The sequence below is a fragment of the Mesorhizobium sp. ES1-4 genome (assembly GCF_020164745.1).
GTDB lineage: Bacteria > Pseudomonadota > Alphaproteobacteria > Rhizobiales > Rhizobiaceae > Mesorhizobium.
In genome coordinates this window covers 1-15,976 of record NZ_JAIUGV010000002.1, presented here as the reverse complement: position 1 = coordinate 15,976, position 15,976 = coordinate 1, and the positions used below count along the sequence as shown (strand labels likewise).

Sequence of the window (15,976 nt, the reverse complement as noted above, 5' to 3'; positions counted from 1 at the left end):
TTCACGGATGCAAGTCCTCGGGGGCGCCGCGTTGCCTATTCCCTGATGCTTCTGGCCACCAGCCGGGCGACGCTCGGGCCAACAATCAGCAAGATCAGGAAACGCGCCGATTGCAGCGCCATGACGAAGGAGATGTCGACGTTCTGCGCCGCGGCGGCGATGATGGCGACGCTGTCCATGCCGCCGGGGCTGGTCGCCAGGTAGGCGGTCAGCGGGTCGACGCCGGCAAGATGGCTGATGAGGAACGCAAGACCGCCGCAGAAGGCGATCAACGCGACGATGGAAGCGATGATCTGCGGCAGGGCGCGTGCCGCATGGCGCAGGATCGGCCTGGTGAAGTTCAGGCCGATCGACCAGCCGACCATCGCGTAACTGACCGCCAGCAGCCATTGCGGCAATTGCATCGGCACCCCGAGCCCAAGATGGATGACGGTGCCGAAGATGAGGCTGCCAAGGAAGAAGGGCGAGGGCAGCCGGCAGAGCCTGCCCGCCAGGCCGCCGACAAGTGCCATGCCGATCGTGGCGGCGAAGGGCTGCGGATCGATCACGGGAAACCAGACGATGGGCGGCACCTCGATGCCCGAGGTGTCGACCCACATCTTGGCGACCAGGGCCGCCGTCATCGACACGAAGATGACGCGCAGATACTGCATGAAGGCGACGAGGCGTTGGTCGGCGCCAAAGGCGCCGGCCATCAGCACCATGGCGGTGGCGGCCCCCGGCGAAGAGCCCCAGACGGCGGTGGTGCCTGGCAGGATGCGCCAGCGGCTGATCAGCCAGCCAAGCAGGCTGGAGGCCGCGACGGTGGCGATCACCACGCCGAGGAACAGCGGCCACTCCTTGTGGAAGACCGGAAAGATATCGGCTGAGATCGAAGCCGCGACGAGGCAGCCGACGACAGCCTGGGCGGAGCCGAACAGAAGGCGCGGCACCCGCACCGTGGCGCCATTGGTGCCGGCGGCGATGGCCGCCAGCATCGGCCCGATCAGCAGCGCCGCCGGCAAAGCGGCGGCTTCCAGCGCGCCGGTGAAGAGCGCGGAGATGGCAAGCAGGATCAACCATTGCCAAGGCTTGCTCAGCCGTGTCATGCGCTCGACAGCGGGCTGGTCGGGAGGTAGCTGCTCGGCCTCGGAATCCATGTTTTGGTCTTAGACCGGGTGGCAAGGAATGCGAACCCGCCCGCGCCGAAAAAAAGCGACAGCTTCTAGGTATCCGTGCCGAACAAGTGGTCGATCTCTCCACGGCCTATGCGATCGAAATGCTCGGGTACGGAAAACTGGCCAGCCATAAAGCCAACCCGTCGCGCCTGTGCCGGGGGCGATGGATCGAGAGGCATGACTTTGACCAATGGTTTGCCAGCCCTGGCGATGATGAATGGCTCGCCGTTGGCGGTCAGGTCAACGAGACGTGAAAGATTGGCCTTCGCGTCGCTGATGTTAACGGTCCGCATCGCGCCGTCTCAGTTCAGCCCGTTTTGGCTTCAACCAACCCAAACCCGCCAACCGGATGGGTTTCCACCTGGAACTCGAAGCCGGCGATGAAGGGGCGTGCCTTGGCGATGGCCGCCTGGACCTCCGGAAGCTGCAGCGAGGCCTTGTGACTTGCCTGATCGGTCCACACTTCGGTCACCCAGATCGCGTCGGCATCGGCGGGGTCGGTGGCGATGATATAGCTAAGGCAGCCGGGCAAGGCGCCGGTGCTCTCGCGCAGCACGGTCATGACAGCGTCGCGTTGGCCGCGCGCCGCCCGCATCTTGCCGATCAGTCCGTACATGTCCTCGTCTCCCCCTGGATTGGCGCGAAAGGAGTGTGTCCAATATGCCGGTCGCCGGTCACGGCATCAACTGGCCGCCATTGACCTCGATCACCTGGCCGGTGATGTAGCCGCTCAGCAGGTCGGAGGAGAGGAACAGATAGGCACCGACGCAATCTTGCGCGGTGCCGGCGCGGCCCTGCGGAATGGTGGCGACCATGCCCTTTATCTGCTCATTGGTCGAATAGCGTTCGTGGAAGGGCGTGAGAATGGTGCCCGGCGCCACGGCGTTGACGCGAATGCCGAAGCCGATCAGTTCCTTGGCCATGCCGCGCGTGACGTTGGAGACGAAGGCCTTGGCCGAGCCATAAAGGCCGGCACCGCCGCCGGCGCCATTGCGCGCGGCGATCGAGGAGGTGTTGACGATGAAGCCGCCCTGTTTCTTCAGCCATGGGATCGCCTTGCGCGAGGCGGTCAGCACCGAGCGTGCGTTGAGGTCCATCACCGCGTCGTAATGCGCCTCGGTCTGCTCGGCATAGGGCACGCGGCCAAGCATGCCGCCGGCATTGTTGACCAGCCCGTCGAGGCGGCCGAAATGTCGCGCGCTGTCGTCGACGACGCGTTCGACATCGGCGGGGAGGGAAAAATCGCCCTGGATGAGGAAAACCTCGCCGCCGCCGTCGCGAATGGTCCGGCCGAGCTTCTCGGCGGCGTCACGGCTGGAATTGTAGTGCAGCGCCACCTTGCATTTCTGCTCGGCATAGCCGAGCGCAAGCGCCGCGCCGATGCCGGTCGAGGCGCCGGTGACCAGCACCGCCTTGCCGGCGAGATCGGGGATGACAAGACCAAGGGCTGTCTCTGGCACTGCTGTTCCTCCGGGATTTTCCGATCTCTTGGCTGGTCTTGCCACCCTTGCATTCAAGTCGGTGCCGCTTCAAGGCCTGAGATAGACATAGCCCTGGCTTTGCAGTTCGGCGAGCTTGACGACGCCGCCCTTGTCGGCGGCATGGAAGCCGTCGAGCAGATCGGCGAGCGTGATGTCCATGCCGTGCATGGTGTTGCCGCAGGCATGCGGATCGAGGCCTTGCTGGACAAGACCGGCAAAGCGCCCCGAAATCGCCGCCGATATGCCCTTCGACTTGAAGCCGGCAAGGGCCGGACCATGTACGACCAGCGCGATATCGACGTTGCCGCCGGTGCCTTCGTAGTGGTTCTTGATGTTGCCGAGCACGAAATTGACCTTGTCGAGGTCGCTGAGGTGATAGGCCACCTTCAGCCTATCAGGCGCGGTGGTTGCCGCCTGTACCGCACGCAGACCGAGAAGCGTTCCAGTTCCGGCGAGAACCGCGTGGAACATGTCGCGTCGGCGCATGGCGTCCCTCCCAGACTTGCCGGTCCACCGCTATTTGCGTGGCCTCGGCCGCGATACTAGCATAAATTGACGTTACGTCCTGTCGATGCGGAGGAGAGACCAAATGGCGTCCAAGGGATGGAAGGCGCTCGCCAGCGCCGGATTCGCCGCTGCACTGCTTGGCGGACTTGCGGGTTCTGCTTTCGCCGATGATGCACTCAAGCTCACCGAACTCAGCCCCAACGGGGCGGACGCCTGTTTTGGCCGGGTCTATGACGCGGCGCATCTCAAGGCGCATCCGAAGCAGAAGGTGGCGCGGATTTTCTTCTACTATGGCCATGATCCCGTCAGCCGCCCGAACGAGGAACCGAGCGCGAATTCCGATACGTCCTACAATGGTTTCCTTACCACCACGGTGCGTGGCGCCAAAGCACCGGAATGGGCCGGCGGCTGGTGCAATCACGAGTCCGAGGACGGCAAATCAGGCCCGATCCGCTGCGGCATGGACTGCGACCGTACGCTGGCGTCGTTGAAGGTCGACGACAAGGGCCGGCTGATCCTTTCGGACCTGCAGCCCGACATCTATCTCGATGCCGGTTCGGAGGAGGAACTCGGAACGACGGAGTACAACAAGCAGGCGCTCGGCTCGGAGGACGACAATTTCCACCTGGACCCGATGCCGGCAGCGACCTGCAAAGCCGAGTTCGCGCGTATCGATCCAATCGATCCGGCGCTCGGGCCGCCGTTGCGCGAGCGGCTGAAGCCCGGTCAGGCCTTCTGCTATGGCCGCGACTATGATGCGGCGCATCTGGCCTCGCACCCCGATCAACTGACGCAGTCGATCCGGGTGTTCCGCGGGCCGGTGGAGCTCGCCTCTTTTGCCTCGGGAGGCGACGCCGCCAACTGGCCAGACGGTGCCGACATCGCCGTCTCCGTCACCACCCGGCAGAAGGGGGCCAAGGTCACGCAGACCTATTCGTGCCAAGGCGAAGCCGACCAGTGGCGTTGCGCTGCGAGTTCGAAGATGAGCGATTTCGCCTGCGACATCGCGCAAAAGGAAATCTTCCTCAAGCGCGGCGTCAACGGCACGATGATAGTGGCAAATCCCAACAGCAGCCTGGCCATCATCGACCTGTGTTCCAAGGTCGCGGACGGCAAGACGAAGTCGGACGACAAGGTCTATCGCCTGGAGGCAATGCCGCAATCGGCCTGCGCGCCGTAACCGCCCGTCTTGTCTGCGGTGCCCAGATGGCATATTTCTTTGCTATATCTCATCTGAGGATAGAGTGATGGAAAAGGCAAAGGTATTCTGGTCGGGTCGTTCGCAAGCGGTACGCTTGCCGAAGCAATTCCGTTTCGAAACCGACGAGGTTTCGATTCGGCGCCACGGGAAAACTGTTATTCTCGAACCGCTGGCGCAAGACTGGGCATGGCTCGACCAACTCACCGGACCGGTGGACGATGATTTTGTCGAGGCCGTTTCGGAGCAACCGGCCGAACAGGTGCGGCCGGCTCTCGACGATGTATTCAAGTGATCTATTTGCTCGACACCAACGCTATTATCGCGGTGGTAAAACGAGACGTGGATTTGTTGAAGCGGCTCAAGCGGCATGGGCCACAGGACTACGCGCTTTCAACGATTGTCGCCCACGAACTTTACTATGGGGCTTACAAGAGTCAGCAACAAGCCGGCAATCTGGAGCGAATTGAAGCGCTTCGGTTTCCGGTACTTGAGTTTGACCATGAAGACGCAAGACATGCCGGTGAAGTTCGTGCGATGCTAGCTGCTTTCGGAACCCCCATTGGCCCCTATGATGTTTTGATCGCGGGCCAGGCGCGCGCCAGAGGACTAATCCTGATAACCCGCAATATCCGGGAATTTGAGCGGATCAAGGATCTCTCCCTGGAAACGTGGTGAATTAGGCAAACGGCACGGCGGTCGTGCCCTTCGGCAGCTTGGCCTCGTCGTCGGGTTCGACATGGATGGTCACCCGCACCGAGGGGAGTTCAGCCTTCAGCGCGTCCTCGATGCGGTCGCAGATAACGTGGCTGGCGCCGACCGACATGTCGGCGTCGACGACCAGATGGAACTCGATGAAGGTGGCGCGGCCGGCGATGCGCGTCTTGAGGTCATGCACCTCCAGCGCGCCCTTGCAATTGGCCGAGATGATGTCGCGGATGCGCATGTGCTCCGCGGTGTCGACGGCCCGGTCCATCAGGCCGTTCATCGACGAACCGATGACATGCCAGCCCTGCCACAGGATGTTGAGCGCGACGATGACGGCCAATGCCGGGTCGAGAATCTGCCAGCCGGTCAGGATCGCCCCGACCAGGCCGCCGAAGACGCCGATCGAGGTCACCACATCGGTCATGATGTGATTGCCGTCGGCGACCAGCGCCGGTGACTTTTCGGCCCGGCCGGCGCGGATCAGCGTCCAGGCCCAGAACGCATTGACGGCGGTGGCGACGCCGTTGACGGCAAGGCCTTCCCAAGGCTGTTCGAGCGGCGCCGGCGCCTGCCAGGAGCGCCAGACCTCGCTCAGGATCAGAAGCGCGGCGACCACGATCAGCACGCCTTCGAGCACGGCCGAGAAATACTCGGCCTTGTGATGGCCGAAAGGGTGATCCTGGTCGGCCGGCTTGTGGCTGACCTGGATCGCCCAGAAGGCGGCGACCGAGGCGATGACATTGACGATCGATTCCAGCGCGTCCGAATAGAGCGCCACGGAGCCGGTTATGTACCAGGCCGCGAGCTTCAGCGCGAGCACGACAAAGGCGACCACGATCGACCAGAAGGCGAGCCTGGCGACCTTTTGCTTGGCGGCGGCTTTTGCCGCAACCGCCATGTTCCCGGCTTCGGCCATACTGGTCAGGCTGCCTTTTCCTTGGCCTTGCGCGGCAGGTGGGCGACGATGTTCTCGATGATGCGCATGCCGGCATTGTGGCCGAGCGTCATGATCGATTCCGGATGGAACTGCACCGCGGCGATCGGCTCCTTGCGGTGCTCGAAAGCCATGATGACACCGTCCTCCGTCTCGGCGGTGACCACGAAATCGTCGGGCAGGCGAACCGGGTCGGCGAAGATCGAGTGGTAACGGCCGACGGTGACTTCCTTCGGCAGGCCGGAGAAGATGACGCCCGGTTTCGAGACGCGGATGCGCGAGGGCTTGCCGTGCATTGGAATATGCAGTTGCCTGAGTTCGCCGCCATAGGCTTCGGCCAGCGCCTGCAGGCCAAGGCAGACGCCGAAGATCGGCAGGTCGCGGGCTCTGGCCTTCTTGATGGTCGCGGCGCAATCGAAATCCTTCGGCGTGCCGGGACCGGGCGACAGCACGACAAGGTCGGGCTTCAGCCGTTCGAACACTTCCTCCGGCACCGGCGAGCGCACGGTCGAAACATTGGCGCCGGTCTGGCGGAAATAATTGGCCAGCGTGTGGACGAAGCTGTCCTCGTGGTCGACGAGCAGGATGTTGACGCCGTCGCCGACGCGCGCGGCGGCGCGTTCGGTGCTGGTCGAATTGCCGGTCTTGGCGTCGCGGATGGCGGAGAGCATGGCGGATGCCTTCAATTCGGTTTCGGCTTCTTCTTCCTCGGGAATGCTGTCGAAGAGCAAGGTTGCGCCGGCGCGCACCTCGGCGATGCCGTCCTTGATGCGGATGGTGCGCAAGGTCAGCCCGGTGTTCATGTCGCCGTTGAAGTTGACCATGCCGATGGCACCGCCATACCAGGCGCGCGGGCTCTTCTCGTTCTGCTCGATGAAGCGCATGGCCCACAGTTTCGGCGCGCCCGTCACGGTGACCGCCCAGGCGTGCGAGAGAAACGCGTCGAAAGCATCCATGCCTTCGCGCAGCCGCCCCTCGATGTGATCGACCGTATGGATCAGGCGCGAATACATCTCGATCTGGCGCCGGCCGATGACGCGCACCGAACCTGGATCGCAGACCCGGGACTTGTCGTTGCGGTCGACGTCCGAGCACATTGTGAGTTCGGATTCATCCTTCTTGGAGTTGAGCAGCTTGATGATCTGCTCGGAGTCCGAAATGGCATCGTCGCCGCGCTTGATGGTGCCGGAGATCGGGCAGGTCTCGACGCGGCGGCCGTTGACGCGCACGAACATTTCCGGCGACGCGCCGATCAGGTACTCGTTCTCGCCCAAATTGATGAAGAAGGAATAAGGCGAGGGATTGATGGACTTCAGCTTGCGCGAAATCTCGGATGGCTGCGTTTCACAGCGTTCGTAGAACATCTGGCCGGGGACGACCTCGAACAGGTCGCCGCGCTTGAAGCTGTCCATCGCCCGCCGCACCAGATTGGCGTATTCGCCCGGCTCATGGTCGCCGCGCGGCGGGATGCGGTCGGCGGTCCTGAACGGCTCGGCGGCCTGGTCGCGCGGCAGGCCTTCGGTCGAAAAACCTTCGCCCGCATAGTCATAGCGGTCGGTCCACGCCTTGGCCGAATAGTGGTCGACGACCAGGATCTCGTCCGGCAGGAAGAGCACCAGGTCGCGTTGGCTTTCCTTGCGCACGAGCGTGTGGTCGACCGGGTCGAACTGGAAGGCGAGGTCGTAGCCGAAGGCGCCGTAGAGGCCGAGATTGGCGTCTTCGGCCGTCTTGAACAGAGCGGTGATGGCCCGCAGCACGGTGAAGACGGAGGGAACGCGGCTGCGTTCCTCCTCGGTGAAGACACGGCCGGGCTTGGCGACGTCGAGGCGGATCAGCTTCTTTGTGGTCTCGGCGACCGTGACCTCGGCAAGAGCGCCGAGCGTCTTGCCGATAACCGGCAACAGCGTTTCGCCACGGCCGTTCAGCGCCTCGATGCGCATGGCGCGGCCGCGCGCGGAGATGACCAGCGGCGGATCGATGATGGCGGTGTCCCAGCGCGTGTAACGGCCGGGATATTCGTAGTTCGAGGAAAATACCGCGCCGCGCCGGAAATTCAGCCCGTCGACATAGGTGTCGATCGCGCCTTCATAGGGCCGGTCGTGACGCTCGCGGGTGATGGTGATGCCACCCGCGGTCACAAAGCTTTCAGCGCCGTTTTCCAGAACCTTCATCGTCATTGCCGTCTCCATCAGCTACTTGGGCAACGGACCCGGGAATGGCTTTAAAAAACAAATGGCCGCCCGGACATTCCGTTGCGGCCACCCTCTATTTTCACGCGCACGCGTTCGAACAGGCCGCTGTCAGCAGGCCCACCACCAAATGGTCTTGGTCGAACGCATGTTCATGGCGATTCCATTAGCGGCGATTGGGCGGCCGCGCAACTGGATTCGACGGAGGCTCAATCCTCCAGCGTACCCGACCTGGCATCGGCGCTCTTGCTGTCGCCGACCAGTTTCAACAGGTCCTCACCGGCGCGGATGATGCGGCGCGAGCGGCGGGTCAGGATGATGCCGTCCTGCGGCGCGAACACTTCCGTGCGGCCATCGGCTTCGCCCGGCGCGTGGACGATGGTTGCGAGGCGCGCGCCCCTGGTGACGCGGTCGCCGGGCTTGACGTCGTAAAGGACCGCCCCGCCCCGAGGCGCCGGCATCATGTCGATATTTTCCAGAGGTGCCGCGACACCCTTGAACGGGCCGGGCGCGGGGAGGGCGCTATCCGATATCACGCCGCGCGCCGCCAGCAGCCGGTAGAGGCCTTCGGCGTCCGAAGCGGCCAGCGCGTTGTCGACGTCCAGGATGCCGCGATATTCGACCGTGGTGGCGACGCGCCTGTCGAACTTCGCCACATCGGCGGCAGCGTTCTGATAAGGCATGATCGAGGCGCCCTCGAACGTGCCGTCGGTGTCCTCGCTCCACAGCACCACCGCATCGACGCCCATGGCGGCGGCACAATCGGCCATTGCAGGCCACAGGCTGGTGTGGACGTAGAGATAGGCAAGGCCCTCATCGTCGCAGTGCAGGTCGAGCACGATGTCATGGCCGAGCGAAAGCTGCACCAGACGCGACTTCAGCCGCTGGTCGGCGCCGCCAAGGGTGACATCAGGCAAAAGCCTGGTGTCGGGCGCGGCAAGCAGCGGAAAGCCGCGGTTGAAATTGGTGCGGGTGCCCAAATGAAAGCGGCCCTGGTGCTCGCCGAAATGATATTGCGCGCGGCCGATCGGGTTGGCCCAGGGCACAATGGTGATGTTGCCCCTGATGCGACCTTCGGCCTCGGCCTTTTTCAGCGCCGGCATCAATGCATCGATGGCGACGACGCCCGGCAACTCGCCGGCATGGAGAGCCGCCTGCAGATAGGCCGAAGGTGCTGTCTTGTCGGCGCCGGCGAAGCGGAACACCGGGAATTCGTAGGAAACGCCCTCGCTGTCGCCGGCGATGCGTTCGATCGATTTCTGCATGACGTCCTCCTTCAAGAGCGAGAAGACATGCCCATTTGACGGTGCCGATGTCGATTGGTCCAGGCCGACGCGCTATGGGCGCAAGTGGTTACTCGGCGGCAGGCTGGAGGGCGACGGCCGGCGCGCGCCGGTCCAGCGCCTGCGACAGGACCGCGACAGCGACCGCCAGCAGAGCGAGCACCGCGCCGACCAGCGGCAAATTGGCATAGGAAACGCCTGCGGACAGCGCCACGCCGCCGATCCAGGCGCCGCCGGCATTGCCGACATTGAAGGCGCCCTGGTTGAGCGTTGCGGCAAGGTTGGGTCCCTCGGACGCGGCCTCGACGACACGGATCTGCAGCGGCGGCACGACGACGAAGATGAGCAGGCCCCACAGGAACACGATGCCGATGGCAACGCCGGCGATGGCGCCGAACTGCATGAAGCCGACGAACAGCAGGGCCATCAGCAGGAGGGTGCCGATGACGGTCGGCATCAGCTTCCAGTCGGCCAGCCTGCCGCCGATGATGTTGCCGATGGTCATGCCGGCGCCGAACAGCAAAAGCACCCAGGTGACCGCCGAGGTCGACAGGCCCGATACGTCGGTGAGGTAAGGCTTGATGTAGGTGAAGACGGCGAAAAGACTGGCCGAGGTCAGCGCTGCGATCAGCATCGCCAGCCACACCTGCAATTTGCCGAGCACGCGGACTTCGGCGCGCAGACCGCCGCCGCTTGGCTCGGCGACGTCGGACGGTACCAGCCAGGCGATGGCCGCGACCGAGATCAGGCCGATGCCGACCACGGCCAGGAAAGTGGCGCGCCAACCGAAGGCTTCCCCAAGGGCCGTGCCGGCCGGAACGCCGAGGATGTTGGCGAGCGTCAGGCCCGCGAACATCAGCGCGATGGCGCTGGCGCGCTTGTTGCGCGGCACCAGGCTCGCGGCAACGACCGAGCCGATGCCGAAGAAGGCGCCATGGCCGAAAGCGGTGAAGACGCGCGCGGCCATCAGCAGCCAGTAATTGGGCGCGATGGCGCAGAAGAGATTGCCGACGACGAACAGGGCCGCGAGTCCCACCAGCACGGGCTTGCGCGGCAAGTGCGCGGTGGCCATGGCCACGACAGGCGCGCCGAAGACGACGCCCAGCGCATAGCCGGTGACCAGCAGGCCGGCGGCGGGGATCGTCACGCCGAGATCGGCGGCGACCTCCGGCAGCAGGCCCATGATGACGAATTCGGTGGTGCCGATGCAGAAGGACGCAATGGCAAGCGCAAGGATCGGCAAAGGCATCGGATGTCCAGACTGAATCGGTTCAATTTCAGACTGCGCGAGGATGCCAGCCGGGCGCAACAGACATTGCCGCAATGCAGCAATGCAGAAAGCGCGGGGCAGATTGAAGACGGGGGAGTCGCCCGTAGAGCGGCTCGGCGATTCCACCTACCCCGAAACGCTCCAGTCTCAGGCCAGCGGTTTCAGCTCCTGCGCTATCGTCGGCAGCAACTCCGAGACGGTTGGGTGGATGTGCACTGCGCGGGCCAGTGTGTCGACCGGTGCCTTGGCGTACATCAGGTCGAGCACGCAATGCACCGCCTCGTCGCCGCCGGGGCCGAGGACCGAACAGCCGAGGATCTCCCGGGTGTCGGCGTCGACCAGGATCTTCATGAAGCCTTGCGTCTCGCCCTTTTCGACGGCGCGGCCGACGCGGGTCATCGGCCGCTGGCCGACCAGGGCGCGACGTCCGGATTTTTTCACCGCCGTCTCGGTCATGCCGCAGCGGCCGAGTGGTGGATCGATATAGAGGGCATAGGCCTCGATGCGGTCGCTGACCCTGCGCGGGTCGTTGTCGAGCAGATTGGCGGCGACGATTTCGTAGTCGTTGTAGGACGTATGGGTGAAGGCGCCCTTGCCGTTGCAGTCGCCCATCGCCCAGATGCCGGGCACATTGGTGCGCAACTGGTCGTCGACTGTTACGAAGCCGCGCTGGTCGACCGCGACGCCGGCCTTGTCGAGGCCGAGATCGTCCGTGTTGGGCACCCGTCCGATTGCCAACAGCACATGCGAGCCGACCGCCGGCGGCTTGCCGGCCGAGAAGGTGACGGCGACATCCCCGCCCTGCTTGGCAAAGGCGATTTCGTCGGCGCCGAGATGAACCGTGATGTCTTCGTTTTCGAGGATCGACAGGATCGAGGCCGAGACATCCTCGTCCTCGCGGCCGGTCAAGCGGGGGGCTTTTTCGATGATGGTGACCTCACTGCCGAAGCGGCGGAACATCTGCGCGAATTCGAGCGAGATATAGCTGCCGCCGACGACGATGAGATGGCGCGGCAGGACGTCGAGATCCATCATCGAGGAATTGGTCAGATAGTCGATGTCGTCGATGCCGGGCAGGTCCGGCACGGAGGCGCGGCCGCCGGTGTTGAGGAATATCTTTTCGGCGCTCAGAAGGTCGTCGCCGACACGCACGGTGTTGGCGGATTCGACGCGTGCATGGCCGCGATAGAGCGTGCAGCCCTCCATGCCGGCGATCCAGGTCTCCAGATTGCCGCGGGCGTCGTTGGTGACCTTGTCCTTGCGCGCCTTTATCCTTTGATAGTCGACCCCGACGGGGCCGGAAAACGTCACGCCATAGTCAGCGGCGCGCCGCGCCAGATGGGCTGCATAGGCGCTGGCGACCATGGCCTTGGTCGGCATGCAGCCGGTGTTGACGCAGGTGCCGCCGACCAGCTTGCGCTCGATCAGCGCCACGCTCATGCCGGCGGCCGTCAGGCGGCCCGCCAAGGGCGACCCCGCCTGACCGGCGCCGATGATGATGGCGTCGAAGGTCTTTGCGTTTACGGTCTGGGCTGTCATGCCATCGCCGCCACGATCAGCAGGCCGCCGATGATCGCCACCGCGTCCTCGATGAAGGCAGCGGGCGGGTCCTTGCCGAAAGCGGCCGCCAGCCGGCCACGCGCTTCGGCGCCCCCCAGCGTGCCGATGACAGCGCCGATGATGCCGGCGATAAGGCACACGATGGTGGCGCCGCCGGTCGCGCCGATCACCGCGCCCGAGAAGGCGCCGAGCAGGATGCGGGCGCCGAACTGCTGCGGAACCTTGCGGCTTGGCGTCGATGGCAACTGGTCGGTGACCAGTTCGACGATGGCCAGGATGGTGAATATGCCGACAGCCGCCCAATGTCCCATGAAGCTCGCCCAGGTGCCGGCAACCGGCAGCCAGCCGAGATAGGCGCCCCAGGCGACGGCGGCAGGTGCCGTCATGGCGCGCAGGCCGGCAATGACGCCGATCAGAAGTGCAAGGATGTAGAGCATGGTCGATCCCCCTCGATCCCGGGCTGCAACGGCCCTGAAACGGCAGGCTACCATAGGTCGGCTATTTGGCTAGGGCGTAGACTCGCAAGCGCGGCAGCAGCCCCGCATGCTGCTCGGCAAGGAGCCGGCAGGACGGCGGGCGGGGCTGGAGATCGCCAGGCCGGTCACGATCGGCGACAATGGCTGGATCGGCGGCAGCGCGGTCATCCTTGGCGGGGTGAGCATCGGCGAAGGCGCCATCGTCGGCGCCGGGGCCGTGGTGACGCGCGACGTTCCCGCGAACACGACCGTGGTCGGCAATCCGGCGCGGACGGGTCAAGCGCGGTTAAGCGCGCTTCCCGCGGACGCCATGCGCCCGTCCAGGTCGATACGTCTTGAGAATTCCCGCCGGTACTGTGCCGGCGACGTTTTCAGTCTCGCGGAAAAGTGCTGGCGCAGCGATGTGGCGCTGCCGAAGCCTGCCTCGAAGGCGACGATGTCCATCGATTTCTCCGTGGCTTCCAGCAACCGTTGCGCCAGTTCGATCCGCTGGCTTGTCAGCCAGTCCCCGAAACTGGTGCCGATCGATTTCTGGAAGCGGCGGGTGAAGGTGCGCCGTGTCAGGCCGGCGGCCTCGGCGACGCTGTCGAGGCCGTGCGTTTCGCCGAGAGTCGCGCGAACCGCATCGAGCGCCCCGGTGAAGCGGTCGGCATTGGCGCTTTTTGCCAAGGGACGCTCGATGAACTGTGCCTGTCCGCCTTGCCGGTGCGGCGAAAGCACGACGTGCCGGGCGAGCCGCAGTGCCGCCTCCGCGCCATAGCGGGCACGCACGATGTGCAGGCAGCAATCCAGCCCGGCGGCGACGCCGGCGGAGGTGACGATGTCGCCGTCATCGACATAGAGCACGTCGGCATCGACGGAAATGTCCGGATGGAGGGCCTGCAACCGCTCCGCATGGGCCCAATGGGTGGTGGCGGTTCGGCCCGCAAGCAGGCCGGCGGCGGCGATGGCAAAGGTGCCGAGACACAAGCCCACGATCAGCGCGCCACGCTGGTGGGCGCGGCCGAGCGCTTCCTCGAGCGGTCTGGCCAGAGGCGCTTCGAGATCCTTCCAACTCGGGATGATGACGATATCGGCGTCTTCGAGCGCGGCAAGCCCGTGCGGGACCAGGATGCTCAGCCCCGCATCGGTCCGGATCGGACCTTCCTCGATGCCGCAGACGCGGAAGTCGAAGCGCGGCAGGCCGAGGCTGGTTCGGTCCGCGCCGAACACCAGGCACGGCACGGAGAGATGGAACGGACTGATGCCATCGAAGGCGAAGACAGCAATGATGGGCGCGGTCATGAGACGTTTTCCAGTGCGAATTCGTGAATTGTCCCAATTCTTTCGAATGATGTCAATCGGGCCACTTTTACCAGATGGCAGAGAGCCTATCCTTGGCTGGTCACCTCAAGCCCGAAAGGAAACACCATGTCCGAGCCAGCCAACACCGCGCCGCGCCGCGCGCTCGTCGTCATCGACGTCCAGAACGATTATGACGGCGGCAACCTGGCCATCCAGCATCCGCCATTCCGCGACAGCGTCGTTAATGTGGCGCACGCCATGGACGCCGCCACCGCTGGCGGCATCAAGGTGGTGGTCGTCAAGCAGATGGCGCCCGAGACCTCGCCGATCTTCGCCAAGGGCAGCCATGGCGGCGAACTGCATCCCGAGGTCGCCAGGCGTCGTCGCGACCATTATGTCGAGAAGAATTTGCCTTCCGCCTTCACCGGCAGCGACCTCGAGGACTGGCTGCGCGCCAACGCCGTCGATACGATCGCGGTCGTCGGCTACATGACGCATAATTGCGACCTGTCGACCATTATCCACGCCGTGCATATGGGCTTCGCGGTCGAGTTCCTGTCCGACGCGACGGGTTCGGTACCTTATGCCAACAGCGCCGGCTATGCCTCGGCAGAGGAAATCCATCGCGTGGTGAGCATCATCCTGCAGTCGCGCTTTGCGGCGGTGCTGAAAACCGCTGACTGGATCGATCGCCTGAAGACCGGCGCGCTGCCGGAGCGCGACACCATCCACGCGTCCAACCAGCGGGCACTGGCGCGCACAGCGGCGTAGGACGTTCCGCAAACGAAAAGGGCGCCGCGGCGATGCGGCGCCCTTCTCAATTGTCGAGACGAAAGATCAGAACAGGCCTTCGATCTGGCCGGCCTCGTTGAGGAAGATCTTTTCCGAGGACGGCGCCTTGGGCAGGCCGGGCATGGTCATGACCTCGCCGCAGATGATGACGACGAAGCCGGCGCCCGCCGAAAGCCTGACCTCGCGCACCGGCACGGTGTGGCCGGTCGGCGCGCCGCGCAGGTTTGGGTCGGTCGAGAACGAGTACTGCGTCTTGGCCATGCAGACCGGCAGATTGCCGTAGCCGGCATCTTCCCAGGCCTTGAGCTGGTCGCGCACCGACTTGTCGGCGATCGCTTCCGAGCCGCGATAGATGCGCTGGACGATGGTGTTGATCTTGTCGAACAGCGGCATGGCGTCGGGATAGAGCGGCGCGAACTGCGAGGCGCCGGATTCGGCCAGCGCCACCACCTTGTTGGCGAGGTCCTCGATGCCGGCCGAGCCCTTGGCCCAGTGCTTGCACAGGATCGCCTCCTCGCCCATCGAGGCGACGTAGTCCTTCATCGCCTGGATCTCGGCGTCGGTGTCGGAATAGAAGTGGTTGATGGCAACCACCGCCGGCACGCCGAATTGCCTGATGTTCTCGATGTGGCGGCCGAGATTGGCGCAGCCCTTCTTCACCGCCTCGATGTTTTCCTTGCCGAGGTCTTCCTTCTTGACGCCGCCATTCATCTTCATGGCGCGCACGGTGGCGACGATGACGGCCGCCGCCGGCTTCAGGCCCGCCTTGCGGCACTTGATGTCGAAGAATTTCTCGGCACCGAGGTCAGCGCCGAAGCCGGCTTCGGTGACGACATAGTCGGCGAGCTTCAGGGCCGTCGTGGTGGCGACGACCGAGTTGCAGCCATGCGCGATATTGGCGAAGGGGCCGCCATGCACGAAGGCCGGGTTGTTCTCCAGCGTCTGCACGAGGTTGGGCTGCATGGCGTCCTTGAGCAGGACAGCCATGGCGCCGTCGGCCTTGAGGTCGCGGGCATAGACCGGCGACTTGTCGCGGCGGTAGGCGACGATGATGTCGCCGAGGCGCTTTTCCAGGTCCTTCAGGTCGGTGGCAAGGCACAAGATAGCCATCACTTCCGAGGCGACGGTGATGTCGAA

General features: G+C 64.5%; 17 protein-coding genes and 1 pseudogene. 5 read left to right on the top strand and 13 right to left on the bottom strand.

The genetic code is table 11. From position 1 onward, the window contains the following. Nucleotides 1-35: 35 nt before the first annotated feature. The 5 genes from LB556_RS03770 to LB556_RS03750 all read right to left on the bottom strand — a co-directional run bounded on the left by LB556_RS03770 (nucleotide 36) and on the right by LB556_RS03750 (nucleotide 3,124). Nucleotides 36-1,139 (bottom strand): AbrB family transcriptional regulator, encoded by a 1,104-nt coding sequence (locus LB556_RS03770; protein WP_224563959.1) that lies wholly within the window; start codon nucleotides 1,137-1,139, stop codon nucleotides 36-38. A gap of 65 nt (nucleotides 1,140-1,204) precedes the next feature. After that, nucleotides 1,205-1,450 (bottom strand): type II toxin-antitoxin system Phd/YefM family antitoxin, encoded by a 246-nt coding sequence (locus LB556_RS03765; RefSeq protein WP_224563956.1) that lies wholly within the window; start codon nucleotides 1,448-1,450, stop codon nucleotides 1,205-1,207. Between the two features lie 14 nt (nucleotides 1,451-1,464). Beyond that, nucleotides 1,465-1,773, bottom strand: coding sequence for a putative quinol monooxygenase (locus LB556_RS03760; RefSeq protein WP_224563953.1), 309 nt, complete (start codon nucleotides 1,771-1,773; stop codon nucleotides 1,465-1,467). Between the two features lie 58 nt (nucleotides 1,774-1,831). Then, complete coding sequence (locus LB556_RS03755) at nucleotides 1,832-2,617, bottom strand: SDR family NAD(P)-dependent oxidoreductase (protein ID WP_224563951.1); 786 nt, start codon at nucleotides 2,615-2,617, stop codon at nucleotides 1,832-1,834. Between the two features lie 69 nt (nucleotides 2,618-2,686). Beyond that, the gene (locus LB556_RS03750; RefSeq protein ID WP_224563948.1) at nucleotides 2,687-3,124 is read right to left on the bottom strand and encodes a DsrE family protein; all 438 of its coding nucleotides are present in this window, start codon (nucleotides 3,122-3,124) and stop codon (nucleotides 2,687-2,689) included. 103 nt (nucleotides 3,125-3,227) lie between these two features. Here LB556_RS03750 and LB556_RS03745 point away from each other — a divergent pair, with 103 nt between their 5' ends. The 3 genes from LB556_RS03745 to LB556_RS03735 all read left to right on the top strand — a co-directional run bounded on the left by LB556_RS03745 (nucleotide 3,228) and on the right by LB556_RS03735 (nucleotide 5,021). Continuing rightward, nucleotides 3,228-4,325: a hypothetical protein gene (locus LB556_RS03745; protein ID WP_224563945.1), complete on the top strand. Its 1,098-nt coding sequence runs from the start codon at nucleotides 3,228-3,230 to the stop codon at nucleotides 4,323-4,325. A 67-nt stretch (nucleotides 4,326-4,392) separates the two neighbouring features. Then, the gene (locus LB556_RS03740) at nucleotides 4,393-4,638 is read left to right on the top strand and encodes an antitoxin (protein WP_224563942.1); all 246 of its coding nucleotides are present in this window, start codon (nucleotides 4,393-4,395) and stop codon (nucleotides 4,636-4,638) included. Continuing rightward, nucleotides 4,635-5,021 (top strand): type II toxin-antitoxin system VapC family toxin, encoded by a 387-nt coding sequence (locus tag LB556_RS03735; protein ID WP_224563939.1) that lies wholly within the window; start codon nucleotides 4,635-4,637, stop codon nucleotides 5,019-5,021. The genes LB556_RS03740 and LB556_RS03735 overlap by 4 nt, the downstream gene beginning before the upstream one ends. Before the next feature lies 1 nt (nucleotide 5,022). On the opposite strand, the gene LB556_RS03730 is transcribed toward LB556_RS03735, so the two are convergent. The 6 genes from LB556_RS03730 to LB556_RS03705 form a co-directional block, all read right to left on the bottom strand. Then, nucleotides 5,023-5,967 carry a cation diffusion facilitator family transporter gene (locus tag LB556_RS03730; protein ID WP_224563936.1) on the bottom strand — a complete coding sequence of 315 codons (945 nt, stop codon included), beginning with the start codon at nucleotides 5,965-5,967 and terminating at the stop codon, nucleotides 5,023-5,025. 5 nt (nucleotides 5,968-5,972) lie between these two features. After that, nucleotides 5,973-8,162 carry an anthranilate synthase gene (locus LB556_RS03725; RefSeq protein WP_224563933.1) on the bottom strand — a complete coding sequence of 730 codons (2,190 nt, stop codon included), beginning with the start codon at nucleotides 8,160-8,162 and terminating at the stop codon, nucleotides 5,973-5,975. 221 nt (nucleotides 8,163-8,383) lie between these two features. Continuing rightward, the gene (locus tag LB556_RS03720) at nucleotides 8,384-9,439 is read right to left on the bottom strand and encodes a succinylglutamate desuccinylase/aspartoacylase family protein (protein ID WP_224563930.1); all 1,056 of its coding nucleotides are present in this window, start codon (nucleotides 9,437-9,439) and stop codon (nucleotides 8,384-8,386) included. 88 nt (nucleotides 9,440-9,527) lie between these two features. Then, nucleotides 9,528-10,706: an MFS transporter gene (locus tag LB556_RS03715; RefSeq protein WP_224563928.1), complete on the bottom strand. Its 1,179-nt coding sequence runs from the start codon at nucleotides 10,704-10,706 to the stop codon at nucleotides 9,528-9,530. A 168-nt stretch (nucleotides 10,707-10,874) separates the two neighbouring features. Further along, nucleotides 10,875-12,266: an FAD-containing oxidoreductase gene (locus tag LB556_RS03710; protein WP_224563925.1), complete on the bottom strand. Its 1,392-nt coding sequence runs from the start codon at nucleotides 12,264-12,266 to the stop codon at nucleotides 10,875-10,877. After that, the gene (locus LB556_RS03705) at nucleotides 12,263-12,724 is read right to left on the bottom strand and encodes a DUF4126 domain-containing protein (protein ID WP_224563922.1); all 462 of its coding nucleotides are present in this window, start codon (nucleotides 12,722-12,724) and stop codon (nucleotides 12,263-12,265) included. Before LB556_RS03705 ends, LB556_RS03710 begins: the two co-directional genes overlap by 4 nt. Before the next feature lie 118 nt (nucleotides 12,725-12,842). Between LB556_RS03705 and LB556_RS31825 the strand changes: the two are divergent. Continuing rightward, a pseudogene (locus tag LB556_RS31825) lies at nucleotides 12,843-13,053 on the top strand (DapH/DapD/GlmU-related protein); the annotation flags it as partial. Here LB556_RS31825 and LB556_RS03695 read toward each other — a convergent pair. Beyond that, nucleotides 13,040-14,047 (bottom strand): helix-turn-helix domain-containing protein, encoded by a 1,008-nt coding sequence (locus LB556_RS03695; RefSeq protein WP_224563919.1) that lies wholly within the window; start codon nucleotides 14,045-14,047, stop codon nucleotides 13,040-13,042. The pseudogene LB556_RS31825 and the gene LB556_RS03695 sit on opposite strands and share 14 nt — an antisense overlap. A 126-nt stretch (nucleotides 14,048-14,173) precedes the next feature. On the opposite strand from LB556_RS03695, the gene LB556_RS03690 reads away from it, so the two are divergent. Continuing rightward, nucleotides 14,174-14,818, top strand: a complete 645-nt coding sequence (locus LB556_RS03690) for a cysteine hydrolase family protein (RefSeq protein WP_224563916.1) — start codon at nucleotides 14,174-14,176, stop codon at nucleotides 14,816-14,818. A 66-nt stretch (nucleotides 14,819-14,884) separates the two neighbouring features. Here LB556_RS03690 and LB556_RS03685 read toward each other — a convergent pair. Further along, the coding region (locus LB556_RS03685) for a formate--tetrahydrofolate ligase (RefSeq protein WP_224563913.1) at nucleotides 14,885-15,976 on the bottom strand (1,092 nt) is incomplete at its 5' end.